20 protein-coding genes are annotated in these 19,225 nt (G+C 32.8%); 12 read left to right on the top strand and 8 right to left on the bottom strand.

Features of this window, described 5'->3' with window-relative positions:
• Positions 1–66: 66 nt before the first annotated feature.
• Positions 67–384 (top strand): thioredoxin, encoded by a 318-nt coding sequence (gene trxA / locus K5I29_RS12795; protein ID WP_264433745.1) that lies wholly within the window; start codon positions 67–69, stop codon positions 382–384.
• A 48-nt stretch (positions 385–432) separates the two neighbouring features.
• Here trxA and K5I29_RS12790 read toward each other — a convergent pair whose 3' ends face one another.
• From K5I29_RS12790 to K5I29_RS12775, 4 genes are all read right to left on the bottom strand, one after another.
• Positions 433–1,344, bottom strand: coding sequence for a pseudouridine synthase (locus K5I29_RS12790; protein ID WP_264433744.1), 912 nt, complete (start codon positions 1,342–1,344; stop codon positions 433–435).
• A gap of 70 nt (positions 1,345–1,414) precedes the next feature.
• Positions 1,415–2,332, bottom strand: coding sequence for a geranylgeranylglycerol-phosphate geranylgeranyltransferase (locus K5I29_RS12785; RefSeq protein WP_264433743.1), 918 nt, complete (start codon positions 2,330–2,332; stop codon positions 1,415–1,417).
• 49 nt (positions 2,333–2,381) lie between these two features.
• Positions 2,382–3,320, bottom strand: coding sequence for a mevalonate kinase family protein (locus tag K5I29_RS12780; protein ID WP_264433742.1), 939 nt, complete (start codon positions 3,318–3,320; stop codon positions 2,382–2,384).
• Positions 3,321–3,430: 110 nt separating this feature from the next.
• Positions 3,431–3,772 (bottom strand): cysteine-rich CWC family protein, encoded by a 342-nt coding sequence (locus K5I29_RS12775; RefSeq protein ID WP_264433741.1) that lies wholly within the window; start codon positions 3,770–3,772, stop codon positions 3,431–3,433.
• A 130-nt stretch (positions 3,773–3,902) separates the two neighbouring features.
• Here K5I29_RS12775 and tyrS point away from each other — a divergent pair, with 130 nt between their 5' ends.
• A complete protein-coding gene (gene tyrS / locus K5I29_RS12770; protein ID WP_264433739.1) occupies positions 3,903–5,192 on the top strand; it encodes a tyrosine--tRNA ligase in 1,290 nt (429 codons plus the stop codon).
• Here tyrS and K5I29_RS12765 read toward each other — a convergent pair.
• The 3 genes from K5I29_RS12765 to K5I29_RS12755 form a co-directional block, all read right to left on the bottom strand.
• Positions 5,189–6,166, bottom strand: a complete 978-nt coding sequence (locus tag K5I29_RS12765) for a LuxE/PaaK family acyltransferase (RefSeq protein ID WP_264433737.1) — start codon at positions 6,164–6,166, stop codon at positions 5,189–5,191. The two genes, tyrS and K5I29_RS12765, sit on opposite strands and share 4 nt — an antisense overlap.
• 123 nt (positions 6,167–6,289) lie before the next feature.
• Positions 6,290–7,465: a hypothetical protein gene (locus K5I29_RS12760; protein WP_264433736.1), complete on the bottom strand. Its 1,176-nt coding sequence runs from the start codon at positions 7,463–7,465 to the stop codon at positions 6,290–6,292.
• 165 nt (positions 7,466–7,630) lie between these two features.
• Positions 7,631–10,363, bottom strand: coding sequence for a TonB-dependent receptor (locus tag K5I29_RS12755; protein WP_264433735.1), 2,733 nt, complete (start codon positions 10,361–10,363; stop codon positions 7,631–7,633).
• A 183-nt stretch (positions 10,364–10,546) separates the two neighbouring features.
• On the opposite strand from K5I29_RS12755, the gene K5I29_RS12750 reads away from it, so the two are divergent.
• Together K5I29_RS12750 and K5I29_RS12745 are read left to right on the top strand one after the other, a co-directional pair.
• Complete coding sequence (locus K5I29_RS12750) at positions 10,547–11,254, top strand: response regulator transcription factor (RefSeq protein WP_264433734.1); 708 nt, start codon at positions 10,547–10,549, stop codon at positions 11,252–11,254.
• Positions 11,255–11,262: 8 nt separating this feature from the next.
• Entirely contained in the window at positions 11,263–12,315 is a 1,053-nt protein-coding gene (locus K5I29_RS12745) for a sensor histidine kinase (RefSeq protein ID WP_264433732.1), read from the top strand.
• Here K5I29_RS12745 and K5I29_RS12740 read toward each other — a convergent pair.
• Positions 12,286–13,347, bottom strand: coding sequence for a glycosyltransferase (locus tag K5I29_RS12740; RefSeq protein ID WP_264433731.1), 1,062 nt, complete (start codon positions 13,345–13,347; stop codon positions 12,286–12,288). The two genes, K5I29_RS12745 and K5I29_RS12740, sit on opposite strands and share 30 nt — an antisense overlap.
• 115 nt (positions 13,348–13,462) lie before the next feature.
• Here K5I29_RS12740 and trmB point away from each other — a divergent pair, with 115 nt between their 5' ends.
• From trmB to K5I29_RS12700, 8 genes are all read left to right on the top strand, one after another.
• Complete coding sequence (gene trmB, locus K5I29_RS12735) at positions 13,463–14,137, top strand: tRNA (guanosine(46)-N7)-methyltransferase TrmB (RefSeq protein WP_264433729.1); 675 nt, start codon at positions 13,463–13,465, stop codon at positions 14,135–14,137.
• The gene (locus K5I29_RS12730) at positions 14,137–14,766 is read left to right on the top strand and encodes a hypothetical protein (RefSeq protein ID WP_264433727.1); all 630 of its coding nucleotides are present in this window, start codon (positions 14,137–14,139) and stop codon (positions 14,764–14,766) included. The genes trmB and K5I29_RS12730 overlap by 1 nt, the downstream gene beginning before the upstream one ends.
• A 3-nt stretch (positions 14,767–14,769) precedes the next feature.
• Positions 14,770–15,084: an MGMT family protein gene (locus K5I29_RS12725; protein WP_264433726.1), complete on the top strand. Its 315-nt coding sequence runs from the start codon at positions 14,770–14,772 to the stop codon at positions 15,082–15,084.
• Between the two features lie 143 nt (positions 15,085–15,227).
• Entirely contained in the window at positions 15,228–16,352 is a 1,125-nt protein-coding gene (locus K5I29_RS12720) for an Mrp/NBP35 family ATP-binding protein (RefSeq protein WP_264433725.1), read from the top strand.
• A gap of 11 nt (positions 16,353–16,363) precedes the next feature.
• Positions 16,364–16,603, top strand: coding sequence for a NifU family protein (locus K5I29_RS12715; protein ID WP_264433724.1), 240 nt, complete (start codon positions 16,364–16,366; stop codon positions 16,601–16,603).
• A gap of 77 nt (positions 16,604–16,680) precedes the next feature.
• Positions 16,681–17,736 carry an NAD(P)/FAD-dependent oxidoreductase gene (locus K5I29_RS12710; RefSeq protein WP_264433723.1) on the top strand — a complete coding sequence of 352 codons (1,056 nt, stop codon included), beginning with the start codon at positions 16,681–16,683 and terminating at the stop codon, positions 17,734–17,736.
• An 84-nt stretch (positions 17,737–17,820) separates the two neighbouring features.
• Complete coding sequence (locus tag K5I29_RS12705; RefSeq protein ID WP_264433721.1) at positions 17,821–18,150, top strand: 2Fe-2S iron-sulfur cluster-binding family protein; 330 nt, start codon at positions 17,821–17,823, stop codon at positions 18,148–18,150.
• A 47-nt stretch (positions 18,151–18,197) separates the two neighbouring features.
• A complete protein-coding gene (locus K5I29_RS12700) occupies positions 18,198–19,211 on the top strand; it encodes an NAD-dependent epimerase/dehydratase family protein (protein WP_264433719.1) in 1,014 nt (337 codons plus the stop codon).
• Positions 19,212–19,225: the final 14 nt, after the last annotated feature.

Genomic DNA, 19,225 nt, shown 5'->3' with positions numbered 1-19,225 from the left:
TAACGCTAAAAAGGATTAAAAATATTATTATATTTGTAATACGAATTATTTATAAAGAACAGAATTATGGCATTAGAAATAACAGACGCTACGTTTGAAGAATTGGTTTTAAACTCAGACAAACCAGTTTTAGTAGATTTTTGGGCAACATGGTGTGGTCCTTGCCGCATGGTAGCTCCAATTATTGATGAATTAAGCACTGAGTTTGAAGGACGTGCAGTAATTGCAAAAGTTGACGTTGATGCAAATCAAGATTTTCCATCTAAATTTGGTATTCGCAACATTCCTACGGTTTTAATTTTTAAAAACGGTGAGGTTGTTGGACGTCAGGTTGGTGTTGCACCAAAAGATACGTACGCAAAAGCAATTGAAGCTGTTTTATAATAGCTTACCTATACAAAAAAAGGCTTTCGAAATTCGAAAGCCTTTTTTTTATGCATTTTTTAAATTGATTATTTCTTGCTCGGTTAAAAATCTCCACGTACCGCGTGGTAAATTCTTTTTAGTTAAACCTGCAAACATAACGCGGTCAACTTTTAAAACATTATAACCTAAATGTTCAAAAATGTTACGAACTACTTTTACGTTAGCGCTACCTAATTTAATTCCGATTTCAGATTTAGGTTGATTTTCAACATAATCAATTTCATCAACGTGAATACGATGCTCATCAATATGAATACCGTTTTGCACTTTTTCTAAATCTTCGTATTTTAAATTTTTATCTAAAGAAACTTGGTAAACTTTTGGCGAACGTTGTTGTGGTAAATTAAATTTACGTACAATATCAGAATCATTTGTAAACAACAACAACCCAGTGGTTGATTTATCCATACGTCCAATTGGTTGAATTTTTGCTTTTGTTGCCATTCTAACCAAATCCATAACGTTTGATGTTTGCTTGTCAGCATCACCAATGGTAGAAAATCCTTTAGGTTTGTTTAATAAGATATATTCCTTCTTTTCTGGCGTAATTAACGATCCGTCAAAAACAACTTTATCAGAAGGTTTTACTTTATATCCCATTTCTGTAACTACAACGCCATTAACAGAAACGTTACCTGACTGAATGTAAATATCAGCATCGCGACGCGAACAAGCGCCCGAATTAGCAATATATTTATTTAAACGAATTTCGTCGTTTAAACTTTTAACCACTTTTGGTTTAGGCTGCCCCTCGAACTTTGGTTTTCCTTTATAGGTTCCAAATTTTTTATTTCCGTCTTTACTAAACGAAGAACCTCCTTCAGAAGATTTTTTTCGTTTATCATCACCAAATCTTGGTGTGCTTGGTTTAGACGAAGAGAATTTTTTGTTTTTATTATTCCCTTTTCCGTAACTCATCTTTCAATATTTTTAGCAAAGATAGTATTATTTTAAGTCAAGTAAACTAATTTTTAACTTATTAAAGATTTTATGGCAACAGAAGCCTTTTTCCGTAATGAATTACTTGTGCATCGATTAATAAAATAGAGAAAATTCCTATTAATATTAAAATCTTCATTAATACATGTATTTTTTTATAACCAAAAGTTGCATCGGTTTTATACAGCATAATATTGATTAGTAAAAGTATAAAAAGGGCAAAATATAAAAAGTAATTCATGTAACCCACATCGTATTTATTCATAAGTAACCAGCAAGGAATTAGCACCAAAACCGATAAAAAGCTAATACAATGTTTAGCAAAACTTTCGCCATAAACTACAGAAATGGTTCGGTAATTGTTAGCTAAATCGCCTTTTATTGAGGTTAAATCTTTAATTAATTCGCGAATTAAAACAAACAAATAAACCAAGGCTGCATGTACAAAAATAACCGAATGAAAGTTTTGAAAGTACATTAAAATACTAAAAAAGGGTAAAACAGCTACCAGCGATGCGGTTAAATTACCAATAAATGGATATTTTTTTAGTTTGTGCGAATAAAACCAGAGCAGAAAAATATAGCCCGCAAAAAAAGCTGCTGCATGCCAAGAAACAATAAAAGAAAAAACTACTGCAAAAAAGTTTAAACTAAAATAAACACGAAGCTTAAATTCTTGGCTTACTAATTTATCTAACATTAATTTATGTGGGCGGTTAATTAAATCTTTTTCTGAATCGTAAAAGTTGTTAATAATATAACCACCAGCAATAGCTAAGGTTGATGAGAAAACAATTAAAAAAAGGTTTGCGTCTAAAAGTACCTCCAAAATTGTTTCGTTTTCTGCAAATATGAAAATTGAAGCTAAATATTGCGCAATTACAATCACAAAAATGTTGTAACCACGCACTACCGAGAATAAACTTATAAACTTGATAAAAAAATATTTTAGCTTTCTTTCAGTCATATTCAAATATAAAAAAAAGTCCCTAATTTGGGACTTTTATATGTGTTTTTTAAAACTGATAAACTACTTCTAATTTGTAATCTTTTAATGATGCTTTGGCTTTTTCTAAATCTTCGGTGAAACCTAAAATATAACCACCACCGCCAGAACCACAAAGTTTTAAATAATAATCGTTGGTGTCAATTCCTTTTTGCCAAACGTTTAAAAATTGCTCCGGAATCATAGGTCTAAAATGGCTTAATGCAATTTTAGAAAGTTGTTTGGTGTTATCAAAAACCGATTTAAAATTCCCTTTTAAAAATCCTTCAACCGCTGCATCTGTGAACTTAGAAAACTGCTCTTTCATCATGGTACGGAAACCTTCGTTTTTAAGATTTTCCATAAAAATATTAACCAAAGGGGCCGTTTCACCAACAATGCCAGAATCTATTAAAAAAACTGCTCCTTTACCTTCGGTGGCTTGTGACGGAATGCCAGCAGGTTCAATATGATCTTTAGAATTAATTAAAATAGGTAAACTTAAATAACTATTAAGCGGATCTAAGCCTGAACTTTTACCATGAAAAAAAGATTCCATTTCGGCAAAAATGCCTTTTAATTGCAATAATTTTTCACGCGTAAGGTTTTCTAAAACCGTTATTTTATTTACAGCATATTTGTCGTAAACAGCAGCAACTAAAGCACCACTGCTTCCTACTCCATATCCTTGCGGAATAGAAGAGTCAAAATACATACCAGCCTGTAAATCTTGCTCTAATTTTTCCATATCAAACTGCACTAAATCAGGGGTATCTGTTTGTAGCTGTTTTAAATACAGTGCAAACTTTTTTAAGCTTGCATTAGATTTTTGTGCAATTTCAGACGGATTGTCTTCTATTTTTAAAGCACCATTGTAAAAGTTGTAAGGGATAGATAAACCTTTAGAATCTTTTATAATTCCGTACTCACCAAAAAGTAAAATTTTAGAATAGAATAATGGTCCTTTCATTATATTGTATAATATCTTTCCTATATGAACTACAAAGTTAGATAAAAATTATATATCAAATCTAATATTTAGCACATATTTAATGTATTCTTAATGAGGCAAGTGAATCCTTATATTTTTGATTGATAAACACAATGCCTACAATTATTTTCGCAACAATAACCTTTATGCACATGATACTGCTCAGTAAACACAAAAAAGCCATTTTCTGTATAAAAATGTACCGGTTGCATTTGCGACATACGCGCCGGAAACGGATTGTTTAGACCGAATTGCACCCATTGGTCAAAACGATGCAAACAAGCATTACACAAACAATTATGATTGGTTTTGGTTTGTAAAAAATGTACGGTTTCTGGCAACAAATTAACCGATTGGCAATCGCAATTGGTAATATCATTTGCTTTACAAGTTATAGGTGCCTTACAATACGAACAAGCTTGGGTTTTCATTCCTTAAAATCAATTAATAAACAACATTACAAAAAAGCATGTACATGTACAAAAACATTTTAAAATATAACAAAGTAAACAAGCTGCGCTTTATAAATTAGTATATTTGCAAAAAATTAATTTTTTTAAGATGACAAATTTTATTGAAGAAGTGACTTGGAGAGGAATGCTCCACGACGTGATGCCAGGCACAGAAGAACATTTGATGGAGCAGATGCGTGTTGCGTATGTGGGAATTGACCCAACAGCGGATTCATTGCATATTGGCCATTTAGTAAGCGTAATGTTATTAAAACATTTTCAGTTAGCAGGGCACAAACCATTAGCTTTGGTTGGTGGAGCAACTGGAATGATTGGTGATCCATCAGGAAAATCAATCGAACGTAATTTATTAGATGAAGATGCTTTACGCCACAACCAAAATGCTATTAAAGGCCAATTGGCTCGTTTTTTAGATTTTGAATCGGATGCAGCGAATGCCGCAGAATTAGTGAACAACTACGATTGGATGAAAGAATTTTCTTTCTTAGAATTTATTCGATCAGTAGGAAAGCACATTACCGTAAATTATATGATGGCAAAAGATTCTGTGAAGAAACGTTTAAACGGAGAAGCACAGGACGGTATGTCGTTTACAGAATTTACATATCAATTATTACAAGGTTACGATTTTTTACACTTATATCAAGATAAATCATGTACGTTACAAATGGGCGGTTCTGACCAATGGGGTAATATTACCACAGGTACAGAATTAGTACGCCGTATTGGTAACGGAAAAGCTTATGCCCTAACCTGCCCGCTAATTACAAAAGCAGACGGTACTAAATTTGGTAAAAGCGAAGGTGGAAATATTTGGTTAGATGCCAATCGTACAAGCCCATATAAGTTTTACCAATATTGGTTAAACACAAGCGATGTTGATGCAGAAAAATATATTAAAATTTTTACGTTTTTAACTAAAAATGAAATTGATGCTTTATTAGCAACGCATAACGAAGCACCACATTTACGTGAATTACAGAAAAAATTAGCAGAGCAAGTTACAATTATGGTTCATGGTGAAGATGCGTTACAAAATGTAATTCATGCATCAGAAGCGTTTTTTAATCCAAGCATGGATGCGTTACGCGCATTAGATAACCAAACGTTATCTGAAGTTTTTGAAGGAATTCCTACTGCTGAATTACCAAAAACTGAAATAGAAGCTGGTATAGATATGATTGCTGCTTTAGCTGCCAAAACTAACTTTTTAGGTAGTAATAGCGATGCACGCCGTGAATTAAAACAAAACTCAATTTCGGTTAATAAAGAAAAAGTAAGCGAAGATTATAAAATTGAAGCGAAAGATTTAGTAAACGAAACTTTTGTGTTGATCCAAAAAGGAAAAAAGAACTACTTTGTAATTAAAGCTGTTTAATATACCATAAGGTTACAACCACGAATATCAGAATTATCAAAACGTCCCAGCACTTCGAAAGAATGGTTGGGATATTTTTTTCCTAAATCTTGCGTAGCAATAAACGAACACGAATTGTAATTACCTAAATCAATTACATTAATTCCGCCCGTTTTTCCGTCAGCTACATACGTAAACGGATCTTCCGGATCGCGCATCAAAACTTCCATGTAAGGCGGACATTCAAAAATACCATTACCTAACGAATAAGCTTGCGAAAGTAATTCGGTCATACCGTATTCAGAATGAATAACCGGAACACCAAAACCTTGCGTTAAAACCTGATGCAATTCTTCACGAATCATTTCTTTTCGGCGGCCTTTCATTCCGCCCGTTTCCATTATAATGCTATTTTTTAAATCAAATTGTTGTTTTTCTAACACATCTAGCAACGCATAAGTAACCCCAATTAATAAAACGTTTTGCCCTTCTTTATCTAAACGGATTAAGGTTTGAATTAAATCGTCATAATTATTTAAATAAAAGCCAGATTCAGGCTGATTAGAAGCTTCTATTAAATCGTTAACCATATAAATTAACGAGGATCCGTCGCGTTCTAAATACGAAGGTAAAAGTGCTAAAACTACATAATCTTCGATATTGCCATAAAACTGACGAAAGGTTGTGCGAAAACTTTCTTCGTAAAAATTTAAATCGGTTACAAGATGTTTAGATGTAATGCTACCGGTGGTACCGCTACTGGTAAATGTTGTAACAACAGGATCTGTATTCGCAACAACTTGATGCGATTTAAAAAACTGAATGGGTAAAAAAGGAATTTCGAGTACTTTTTTTACGTTTGATGGATTTTTACCCAACAAATCACAATACTGCTTGTACACCAAATTATTTTCATATTGGTGTCTGAAGGTTTTCATGGTAATTTTTTCAAATTCCTTTTTTGTTGCTATTGAGAAAATATCTTGTGGATTCAAATCGTAAAAAATTTAGAATACAAAGTTACAAAATAGTGAGGCACATTTTAAAAAATGGATTTAAAAAATAAGGGAAGGCTTAACGCCTTCCCTTTATAATCAAAAGAAATATCTAAGTTTATATTATAAACCTACAGTCCATCCTTTAGTCCAAGCTGGAGCTTCTGCACCTGCACCTGCACCTTTAGATGCTGCGTTTTCAGTAATTAAACCTTCTACTTCAACTTTATCACCTGCAGTATTTTTAGCAGCAACTGGAGTTGTTACATCACCAAAAGCAACATTAGTTAATTTTAAACCAGTTCCAACAGCAGCAAGAGTTTCATCATGTTGCACATCGATTCCTGTTTTAAATCCTGTAATATATACGTTATCAAAAATACCATGAGTACCCTCACGTAATTTCATAGCTTGGTTTTCAGAACCTGCGTTATCAACACCTAAACCTACTAAAGTTAAGTTAGAAATTGTTGGAGCAGAAGTAGGTGTAGCAGCTCTGTTTTGTGCATTATTATCTGCCTCAATACCACGGTTACCTTTACCTAAACCTTCTTTAGCATACCAGTTAGAACCTTTACCATTCCAACCTTCAGTCCAGTCAAATTGATCATCTTCGTTAGATGTTGAAACTAAATAGTTTGCATCAACTGTACCACCAAACCACTCAAATCCGTCGTCAGAACCTGCATGAACTTGTACGTACTCAATTGTTGTTCCGTTACCAACACCGAATAATGATAATCCGTTAAACTCTTTTTCTGAGTTATATGCGTAACCTGAATATTCAATTCTTAAATATCTGATAGATCCTGAATCATCGTTAACATCTGTACCACCGTAAGCTAATTCAGAAACCTCTGCTAAAGCAGTTTCTCCTGGCTTAACTTTATTGATTGGTGCTTTACCACAAATTACTAAACCACCCCAAGATCCTGGTGCTTTTAAGTTAGATGTCATAACTACAGGTTTATCTTCTGTACCATCAACATAAATTTTACCACCTTGTTCAACAGCGATGTAAGCAATTCCGCTAGCTTCAATAATAGTACCAGCTTCAATTGTTAATGTTGCACCATTTTTCACAATTAAATCACCAGTTAATGTGTACGTTTTATCATTTTTTAATACAATAGCTTGACCAGCTTCGATATCACCTTCTAACTGATTTGGGTTTAATACAAATCCTGTTTCTGGAGTATTATCATTTGAGTTATTATCATCACTTGAACATGATGGAGCAGCTACTAATACTACTGTTAAAAGTGAAAGAGCTAATAAGTTTCTAACTTGTTTTTTCATTGTTGTGTTATTTTATATTTTTTTGATATTCAAATGTAGTACGATAATCTTTAGTTAAGGTTATGCTAATATTTTCAAATTTTTAAATAAAAATTATGCAATTGTTACGGAATTGTAAAGCAAAATCCCCTTGACAAGCAAGGGGATTTTTAAAAATAAATCGGATTAAAATGTATAATTTAAACCTAAGCTAATTCCGCTACCTCTGGTGTAAGATCCGATTGCAATATCACGATCGGCATTTTCTTGCACACGATTGATTTTTGGGTTTAAAATATTTTTTGCAGTTAACGATAATGCTAAATTATTGTTTAAAGCTGTTTTAAAAATAAAATCTAAAGTTCCGAAACCTTTATCTACTAAGTTTCCTTTAGTTTCTGTTCCTAAAGCGTATATTTTGTCAGAAAAATAGTTGTACGTTACTGTTGCTAAAATATTTTTATTATTTGCAAATTCTTTAAAGTACGTTAAATCGGCATTTAAAATTAAATCTGAAGCACCAGTAAATGCAGATCTATTATGTGTTAAGTTGATGTTGTAATCTGTTTCGTTACGAACTTTTTCAGAATCTAACGTTTGTGTTGTTTTCATGTACGATACATTTAAACCACCGCTTAACTTGTTTTCTTTATCTGTAGATAAATCTAAAATGTTTTTACGTGCTTCTAATTCTACCCCGTAAACAATACCGTAATCTCCGGTGTTGATGAATGAAATATCGTTTGTTGAAGATGCTAACGTAATTTCGTTAATTGGATTTTTAATGTATTTACCAAAAGCTGTAACAGCTAAAACTTCTGAGTTTGTAGGGAAAACTTCCCATTTTAAATCTACGTTGTAGTTATCAGATGCGTATAAAAATGGGTTACCAACTTTAATTTCTGTAACATCTTCGTAAATAAATAATGCACGTTCTTTAAACTGTGGTAATGTGTAAGTTTTACTAGCAGCAAAACGTAAGTTTTGATTTGTTTTTAATGCATATTTTAAAACTAAGCTTGGTAAAAACGCATCTTTTGTTAAATCATTACTACCTGGACGAGAACTTAACTGCGTTAACCAGTTTACATTTTGTGTAATTTTTTCGTAACGTACACCAAAAACTGCATCTAATTTATCAGAGAATTTATAAGTTACGTTAGCATATCCTGCATGAATATCTTGATCACCTTTGTAAAACTGCGGTGTATTTCTGCCACTATAAGTACGGATAGCGAATAAACCTTGGTTAAAGTTTGCTGCATTAAAAAATCCGTCGTAGTTGTAAATATCAGCAGTTTGTTGGTTAGAATTAATTCTGAAGTTATATTGTGTAGCATCAAAATCTCTTTTCTTAACACGTCCGTTGTATCCAACAGTTAATTTACCTTTAAAAAAACCTTCGTCTTCAGCAAATTTGTATGATGCAGATAAGTTTCCAGCAAATTCATTTTCTGATAAGTTTTGGAAATATCTGTGGTTATCCGTAGTTGAGTTTGTTACATAAACATTTCTTTGTAACGCATCATTATAAACAGAAGTTTGTTGAGAGCGGTCTGGCATAAAGCTTCTAATTTTGTTGTAAGAACCTGCCCAATCAACCTCAATTCTATCAGTTAATTTATGATTACCTAATAATTGGAATATGTTTAATTGATTTTGTGTGTATGTAGAACGCGTAATTGTACCACGTCCGTTATCTGCTAAATCACGAATAAAACCTCTATAAAAATCAGTTCCTAAAGATGATGAGTTAACAAATAAGTAGTTAAATGCAATGTTATTTTTGCTGTTAATTTTATAATCAACATTTGTCATTGCAGTTGTATTGGTGTTGTAAGAATAAATTTCTTGATCTAAACTTTTTAAGTAATCACCCTGTGCTTGTGCAGAACGTGTGTAACCACCGCGGTATCCGTAACCATTGCTCATGTTTGCAGTTGCAAAAACATTAATTCTACCCTCGTTACCAACAAAGAAAGAAGTTCCACCCATTACGTTTACATTACCAGCAATTGGATTCTGGAAGTTGTAATTTAATGAACGATTAAATTCGTATTTACTTAATGTGTTTGCTTGTGGGTTATGATATCCGTTAAATCCGAATTCATTAAAACCACGCGCCATATAAAAGTTAGAACGTCCAATAGCATTGGTATTAATGTTTGATCCAATACCAACTTCTAAGAAAGGTTTACCAGAAAACTTTTTAGCTACAATATCAATAGATGCACCACCAAAATCTCCGTAATACCCTGAGTTAAATGTTTTATCAATCGAGATTAACTGAATTACATCTGTATTAAACAATCCTAAATCAATGTTCTTATATTCAGGGTCGTTAGATGAAATTGGTAAACCATTAAAATAACTTGAGTTATAACGGTCACCTAAACCACGAACATAAATTTGGCTAGAACCTTCTGTTTTTTGTACTCCTGAAACTTTAGCTACAGCCGCACTTGCATCGCTAACTCCTTTTCTACTTAATTCCTGAGAACCAATTGCAGTTTTAATTTCAACCGCTTTACGTTGTTCAGCTAATAAAGCCGTTTCTTTTTGTCTATTATTTTCAACAGTAATTACAACATCTTCTAATTTATTTGTATCTTCATTAGAAAATAAAGTAACATTTAAATTTTTATTTTCGTTTGCAACAAGTTTTACAGGAATATCTTGTGTAATATACCCTAGGTAAGAAACTTGCACTACATAATTTCCAGGCTCTAAGCTCAAGCTGTACTTTCCGTTATCGTCAGAGCTAATTCCTAAACTAGTATTTTTAATTGATACCGATGCAAATGGTAATGGTTCATTATTAAAATCACCATCAGTAATTTTACCCGAAATGGTTGCTTTTTGTCCAAAGCTCACAAAAGTGATTAAACAGGTAAAGATTGTTAGCACATTAATTTTCATAGTTGTGTATGTTAATTTTGATGCAAATCAACTACTATAATTTTAAGTTAATGTTATTGCCGTTTTATCTTATAATATATTTATTGTTAAATTTATGTTACGGAATTAAATAATTGTTAACTCCGCTTATACCCAATATTTTGCCGTAATTTTGTCGAATAATTAAAAGAATTCATTTTAAATATGGATAATAAAGATATCAAGATTTTATTGGTTGATGATGAAATTGACATCCTAGAAATTGTGGGATACAACCTAAAACAAGAAGGATACGCAATATTCACCGCTGAAAATGGACTGGAAGCTATTAAAAAAGCAAAGAAAATTGAACCTCATTTAATTATTCTTGATGTAATGATGCCCGAAATGGACGGCATTGAAGCGTGTGAACAACTTAGAAAATTACCCGAATTACAAAACACGTTAATCACCTTTTTTACTGCTCGTGGTGAAGATTATTCTCAAATTGCTGGTTTTGATGCTGGTGCTGACGATTATATTTCTAAACCCGTAAAACCAAAAGTTTTGGTAAGTAAAGTTAAAGCGCTATTAAGACGTTTTGCAAATGCTGAAGCCAAAGCCGAAACCAAAGACGGTCTTCATGAAGATACGTTAGTAGTTGGTGATATAGAAATTAATCGCGAAGAATACAAAATTATAAAAGCCGGACAAGAAATTATTTTACCTCGTAAAGAATTCGAATTGTTTTATTTACTTGCCTCTAAACCTGGTAAAGTTTTTAAACGCGACGAAATTTTAGACAAAGTTTGGGGTAACGAAGTAATTGTTGGTGGCCGTACTATTGATGTGCACATCCGTAAATTAAGAGAAAAAATTGGTGACGAAGTATTTAAAACCATTAAAGGCGTAGGATATAAAATTGAAATTTAACAAATCCATTGAATATAAAAAAATCGTACAAATTTGCGTTTAAATCGGCAACAGCCATTATATTTTTTGTGGCCCTTGCTTTATACGCATTAAACTACTTCAGCCAAGCTAATTTATCATTAACTGCTTGCCTTATTTTTATAGCAGTTATTTATTTATTTGCTTTTTTTTTACTGCAATATCGTATAGAAAAATTTATATACAACCGCGTTCAAAAAATATACAAACATTTGGTTTTGCTAGATCCGGTAAATGCTAAAAAACTAGAAATTAGAAACGATATGAATACGTTACTAAAAGAAGTTGAACAATTTACCAGCTCTAAAAAAATTGAAATAGATAACTTAAAAATTCAGGAAGAATACCGTCGTGATTTTTTAGGAAACGTAGCGCACGAACTTAAAACGCCGTTATTTACCGTTCAAGGTTATTTAGAAACGTTGTTAGACGGGGCCATGCACGACAAATCGGTTCGCGAAAAATATTTAGAACGTGCCCAAAATGGTGTTGATCGTTTAATTTACATTGTAAACGATTTAGATTTAATTACTAAAATTGAATCTGATGTGGTAAACCTAAACAAAACTAATTTTGATATTGTAGAATTGTTTAAAGAAGTTTTTGAACTTTTAGAGCTTAACGCAGATAAAAAAGGAATTATTTTATTATTTGACCGCAAGCACCACAAGCCAATATATGTAAAAGCAGATAAAGATAAAATTCGACAAGTACTTATTAATTTAGTCGAAAATTCTATAAAATACGGCAACGAAAAAGGCAGTACCGAAGTAAGTATTGAACCGCTTATTAAAAACAAGTTAATCGTTAAAATTACCGACAACGGTTTGGGTATTGATAAAAAGAATTTACCACGTGTTTTTGAACGTTTTTACCGCGTAGATAAAAGCGGCGCACGCAGCCAAGGCGGATCTGGTTTAGGATTAGCCATTGTAAAACATATTATAGAAGCGCATCAGGAACGCATTTACGTTAACAGCGAATTAAAAAAAGGTTCCGAATTTTCATTCACTTTAGAGCTCGGACAAGAGCTGTTGGATTAACAACATAGGCAAAGGTTTACCTACGGGTAAACCTTTGTATTTTGTATCTATTTGCAAAGCAGCAAAAGTAAAAGCGGCTTGCGGTACAAAAGGTAAAAAGTTTTGGCTTTGTAAATATTCAGCTAAATATTCTTGCTCATTTTGTCCCGGTGTTGGGATAAGTAAGGCCTTTTTTTGTAACAAGCTTAAATCCATAATGGTAGAATATCCCGAACGGCAAACAATTAATTCGGCCTGATTCATTAAAAAATTCATTTGCTCTGAGGTAGCAAAATTATAAATGGTAGTTTGCTTGTTTATAGTTATTCTTTGCTCTGCTTCTACCAATCCGCAAACCAAAACCATTTTTTTATCAGTAAGTTGGGCAATTTCTTTTCTAAAAATATTTTCTAGCTGCTTTCGCATCGGTTCTGGTCCAGAAACCAAAAACAAAACATCAATAGTAATAGCAACATCTGTTTTATACAATCGGCTTAACGGGCCTATTTTTTTTATGTTTAGCAAATCGGCTTGAGCTAAAATACCTGCTAAACTTTTTTTAGCATCTTCAAAATCGGGTACCCAACAACACGTAAATTGCTTAATTATTTGCTGATGCATTTTAGTTGTTAGCCAGGTACTAAATCCGGATAAAACGGTTAGTTGATGGGTAATATAAACAGATGGTACCTGATTAGAAACCACGCCCATTCTATTATCAGAAATAATTAAATCAATACCATAATCAAAAACCCATTGGGCTACAACTTTTTTTTCGGCCTTATAAATTTTATAAATTTTAAATAATTGGCTGGCCAATTTCAACTTAAAAAAAAATTTACTTTGGGCATATTTAATTTTATAGCTGGGCAATTCTAAAAACTGTAAATCAGGAAATTCGCCTTTTAAAAACTGTAAAGCTTCTCCATCGCTAGCAACAATTACCTTACAATTTAATGCTTGTAAATGCTGAATAACTACAATACAACGCGTAGCATGCCCTAACCCCCAATTTAGCGGTGCTAGTAAAACTGTTTTGTTAGAAATTTGCATGATTGTATATATTTAGCTACTTTAGAATTTTAAAATAGTTAAGGCTTTATTTCAAAATTAACATTTTTATTCTAAGCCATATTGTTATTTTTGCAAAAAAAATTAGTAAAACAACGTGGGAAGTAAAAATAAATTAAAGCGTTTTAGAGAAAACGAAACATTCGGAAACGTATATCAGCCAACCCGAGAAGAAATTGCAGCTAATGCATTTGATTTAAAAGGAAAATGGAACGAAAAAGTTTTTAAAAACAATAATCCTATTGTTTTAGAATTAGGTTGTGGTAAAGGTGAATATTCGGTTGGATTGGCAGAAAGATATCCAAACCAAAACTTTATTGGGATTGATATTAAAGGTGCTCGTTTTTGGCGTGGTGCAAAAACCGCGGTAGAAAACAACATTAACAATGTTGCCTTTTTAAGAACGCAAATTGAGTTGATTGAAAACTGCTTTGCTCCGGGTGAAGTAGATGAAATTTGGATTACTTTTCCTGATCCACAAATAAAATACAAACGCACCAAACATCGTTTAACAAACGCTGAGTTTTTAACGCGTTACAAAAATATTTTAAAACCAGAAGGTTTTGTTAACCTAAAAACCGATAGCGAATTTATGCACGGTTATACATTAGGTTTATTACACGGTGCTGGCCACGAAGTGCTTTATGCCAACCACAATGTATATAAAAATGGCGGTGCGCCAGAAGTTGTAACTGCAATACAAACCTTTTACGAATCGCAATATTTAGAACAAGATAAAGCAATTACTTATATCAAATTTAAAATAAAATAATGCAAGTTATCATTCCCTTTATTATCGGTATAATTGCTGCAACTGCAGGTACATTATTACCTGGTTTATTAAATGCAACCGTTGTTGGTATTGCATCAGACGAAGGGAAGAAAAACGCTCAATCTTTTATAGCAGGGTGCTTGTCTGTAATTTTTTTACAAACGTACCTTGCTATTTTTTTTGCTAAAATAATAGATGGCAATGCCAACATTTCTAACATTATACAAGAAGTTGGCTTAGGCATTTTTATTGTTTTAACCATTTTCTTTTTAATTAAAAACAAAAAAACAAAACTTAAAAAGGTTGATTTAAAAACTACAAAAAAAACAAACCGATTTTATTACGGTATGTTATTGGCCTTAATTAACGTTTTTCCTATTCCTTATTACGTATTTATAAGTATTACAGCATCCAACTCCGATTTATTCATATTTAAACCATCAAACAACATTGCTTTAAGTACCGGAGTAATTGTAGGTACGTACTTGGTTTTCCGATTTTACATTCGCATTTTTAAAAACAAATCGGTAGAAAATAATTTACTTTTAAAAAACATAAATCTAATTATTGCTGCCATTACTGGTTTTATTGCTTTAATGACATTGTACAAATTAATTCCAAACTTATAAGCCATGAAAGAATTGAGTTTTTTTGATAAGGTTTACGAGCTTGTACAACAAATTCCACATGGCAAAGTAACTACCTACGGCGCTATTGCCAATAAGTTAGGTGCTCCACAAGCATCACGTGCTGTTGGTTACGCTTTAAATCACTCCAAAAACCTTGAAAATATTCCAGCACATCGCGTAGTAAACCGAAAAGGTTTGTTAACCGGAAAAATTCATTTTATGGGTACAAATTTGATGCAACAACTGCTCGAATCAGAAGGTTTAGAAATAAAAAACAATCAAATTCAGAATTTAGAACAACATCTTTGGCTTCCTTAAACTACATTATCTTTTCTTCAAATAATGCATAATCGAGCTTTGTAAACGTTGTAAGTCTTGTTTTGAATTAATATCTTTGTGTAGCATTTTGAATGCTATAATAACGTATTGAATATAAAACGTTTAATTAATACTTGAATCTTATGAAATTAGATAGAAAAGATATTCTTAAGGCATTAGAATCTATTACTATTGCTGGAGAAGGAAAAAATATGGTAGAAAGTGGCGCAGTACAAAACGTAGTTACTTTTGGTAACGACGAAGTTGTAGTAGATTTAACTTTACATACGCCAGCAATGCACATTAAAAAACGTGCAGAAGACGATATTCGTAAACTAATTCACACACAATATTCTACGGCAGTTAACGTAAAAGTTAACATTAAAGTTGAAACACCAGAAAAAAACGAAATTAAAGGAAAAGAAATTCCAGGTATTTCAAACATCGTAGCTATTTCATCAGGTAAAGGCGGCGTTGGTAAATCTACCATAACTGCAAACTTAGCTGCAACATTAGCAAACATGGGCTTTAAAGTTGGTATTTTAGATGCCGATATTTACGGACCATCTATGCCAATTATGTTTGACGTAGAAACCGCAAAACCTATTTCGGTTGAAGTTAACGGAAAATCTAAAATGCAACCTATTACTTCATACGGAGTAGAAATTTTATCAATCGGATTCTTCACATCACCAGATCAAGCGGTAATTTGGAGAGGACCAATGGCTGCAAAAGCTTTAAACCAAATGATTTTTGATGCAAATTGGGGCGAATTAGATTTCTTACTTTTAGATTTACCTCCAGGAACGGGTGATATTCACTTATCAATCATGCAATCATTACCTATTACAGGTGCTGTAGTAGTTTCAACTCCGCAAGCAGTTGCATTAGCAGATGCTAAAAAAGGAGTTGCAATGTTCCAAAATGACAGCATTAACGTACCGGTTTTAGGTATTGTAGAAAATATGGCGTACTTCACTCCGCAAGAATTACCAAACAACAAATATTATATTTTTGGTGAAAACGGAGCTAAAAACTTGGCTGAAGATTTACAGGTTCCTTTCTTAGGAGAAGTACCAATTGTACAATCTATTCGTGAAGCAGGAGATTACGGTCGTCCGGCAGCTTTACAAAACGATACGCCAGTAGCACAAGCTTTTGTTGAAATTGCTAAAAACACAGTAGAACAAGTGGTAAAACGCAATAAAAATTTACCTCCAACAGAAGCTGTTAAAATTACAACCATGGCTGGTTGTTCAACTAAATAATTAGTAAAGATATGACTACAGACGAAATTAAAAATGCAGTTGAAAAAGCTTTAGAAGAAATTAGGCCTTTCTTAATTTCCGACGGAGGAGATATTTCTTTAATTGCAATTGAAGATGATAAGCACGTAAAAGTTCGCTTAGAAGGCGCTTGTACTTCATGCACATTAAACTTTTCAACCCTTAAAGCAGGCGTTGAAACAACTATTAAAAAATATGTTCCGCAGATCGAAACTGTAGAAAATATTGCCTAACAAATGTCATGCTTATCTTAATTTATATGCAATACATTCGTAGTAAATAAGTTAGATAAGATAAAAAAGATATATAAATGATAGAAACTGATATTATCATTGTTGGCGCTGGACCAACAGGATTATTTGCTGTTTTCGAAGCCGGGTTACTAAAACTACGTTGCCATTTAATTGATGGTTTACCACAACCCGGCGGTCAGTTAACCGAATTATATCCTAAAAAACCAATTTTTGATATTCCGGGATATCCGTCTGTTGGCGCTGGTGAATTGATAGATAATCTGATGGAGCAAATTAAACAATTTGAGCCTGGATTTACATTAAACGAGGTTGCAGAAACTATTGAAAAACTAGAAGATGGAACTTTTATTGTAACTACAAACAAAGGCACCAAACATCACGGTAAAGCTGTCGCTATTGCAGGTGGTTTAGGTAGTTTTGAACCTAGAAAACCGCTAATTGATAACATTGCATTTTACGAAGATAAAGGCGTAGAATATTTTGTTAAAAATCCAGATCAATTTAAAGGCAAAAAAATTGTTATAGCGGGTGGCGGAGATTCTGCTTTAGATTGGAGTATATTTTTAGCTGATGTAGCCGAAGAAGTTACCTTAGTACACCGCAGAAACGAATTTAGAGGTGCTTTAGATTCGGTAGAAAAAGCGCAAGCTTTAAAAAACCAAGGCAAAATTAACCTGATAACACCGGCCGAAATTACAGAAATTCATGGTACAGATAAAGTTACCGGCGTTACCATTGTTGTAGAAGGGCAAGAACCACAGGTTAAAACATGTGATTATTTTATTCCGTTATTTGGTTTAACACCAAAATTAGGTCCAATTGCAAATTGGGGCTTAGAAATAGAAAAAAATGCCATTAAAGTAAACAACGCCTTAGATTACCAAACTAATATTGAAGGCATTTATGCAATTGGAGATATTAACATATATCCAGGTAAATTAAAGCTTATTTTATGTGGTTTTCACGAAGCAACTTTAATGTGTCAAAGCATTTACAACAAATTAAATCCAGGTAAAAAGTTTGTATTAAAATACACAACCGTTTCTGGAATTGATGGTTTTGACGGAAGCCGAAAGGAAGCTGAAAAAGCAGTCGTAAAATCAATCGAATAAATATAAAAGCTGCATTTTACATGCAGCTTTTTTTATAACAAAAAAGTTTATAATTCGTTATATTTAAACACAAAAAATAAATCCATGTCAGATATTAAAATTACTATTATAGACCGCGAAGGTGTTTTTCATGAAGTTGATGCACCAACAGATATGAATATGAATATTATGGAATTGGTGCGCGCGTACGAATTAGCGCCAGAAGGTACCATTGGTATTTGTGGCGGAATGGCCATGTGCGCATCATGCCAATGTTATGTTTTAAACGATGTGCCTCTACCAGCTAAATCAGCAAGTGAAGAAGCCATGTTATCTGAAGCTTTTAACGTGCTTGAAAATAGCCGTTTAGGATGCCAAATAAGCATAACTCCACAAATTGAAGGATTAGTTGTAGAATTAGCTCCAGAAGCTTAAAACAACGCCTCAAGTTCCATTCTTTTATCTTACAAACAAATCAATTCATGATTTTAATTACAGGAGCAACTGGTTTAGTTGGCAGTCATTTACTGTTGCATTTACTTACAAACAACCCAAACCTTGCTGTTAAAGCTTTATATCAATCCGCAACTAAACAACAACAAATTGTTGCTTGGTTGCAGTACAAAAACAACACAATAAATGTTGACAATGTACAATGGATACAAGCAAATATTTTAGATATTCCTGCATTAGAAGCTGCATTTGCAAACGTAAATTACGTATATCATTGCGCAGCCATTGTTGATTTTGATCCGAAACAAAAAGATAAACTAAATAAAGTAAATATTGAAGGAACCGCCAATGTGGTAAATTTGGCTTTATATTATAACATTAAAAAATTATGTTATGTAAGTTCTATCGCAACTTTAGGCGATCCAAAGCCAGGAGAAACTATTGATGAACAGTGCGAATGGAATCCAGATCAATACAATGGTGATTATGCTATTAGCAAAAATGGGGGCGAAACCGAAGTTTGGCGTGCCATGTACGAAGGTTTACCAGCTGTAATTGTTAATCCTGGTGTAATATTAGGTGATGGCTTATGGCAAGGCGGTAGTGCCGAAATTTTTAATCAGGTAAACAAAGGTTTTCCGTTTTATACCAAAGGTACCACCGGATTTGTAGCCGTAACCGATGTAGTTACATGCATGGTAGCTTTATTAAATAGTGATATAGAAAAAGAACGTTTTATTTTGGTAGAAAGTTCGCCTAGCTTTCAAGAAATATTAAATAATATAGCACAAGCCATTCATAAAAAAAAGCCCACTATTTACGCTACAAAATTTATGACAAATATAGCTTGGCGTGCCGATGCATTGGTTAGTTTGCTAACAGGCAAAAAACGTACGTTAACAAAAGATGCTGCAAATGCTTCACATTCCATTAGCACATACAACGCATCAAAAGTTAAAGAAACACTTAATTACCAATTTACACCCATAAAAAAATACATTCAAAGCATTGGTACCGAATATGTAACTTACTCAAATAAATAAAAAAGTTGCTTACC

The sequence above is a fragment of the Flavobacterium agricola genome, from assembly GCF_025919725.1.
GTDB classification, from domain to species: Bacteria; Bacteroidota; Bacteroidia; order Flavobacteriales; family Flavobacteriaceae; genus Flavobacterium; species Flavobacterium agricola.
The sequence above is the reverse complement of the archived record's forward strand: the minus strand, read 5'-3'. Positions and strand labels throughout refer to the sequence as shown.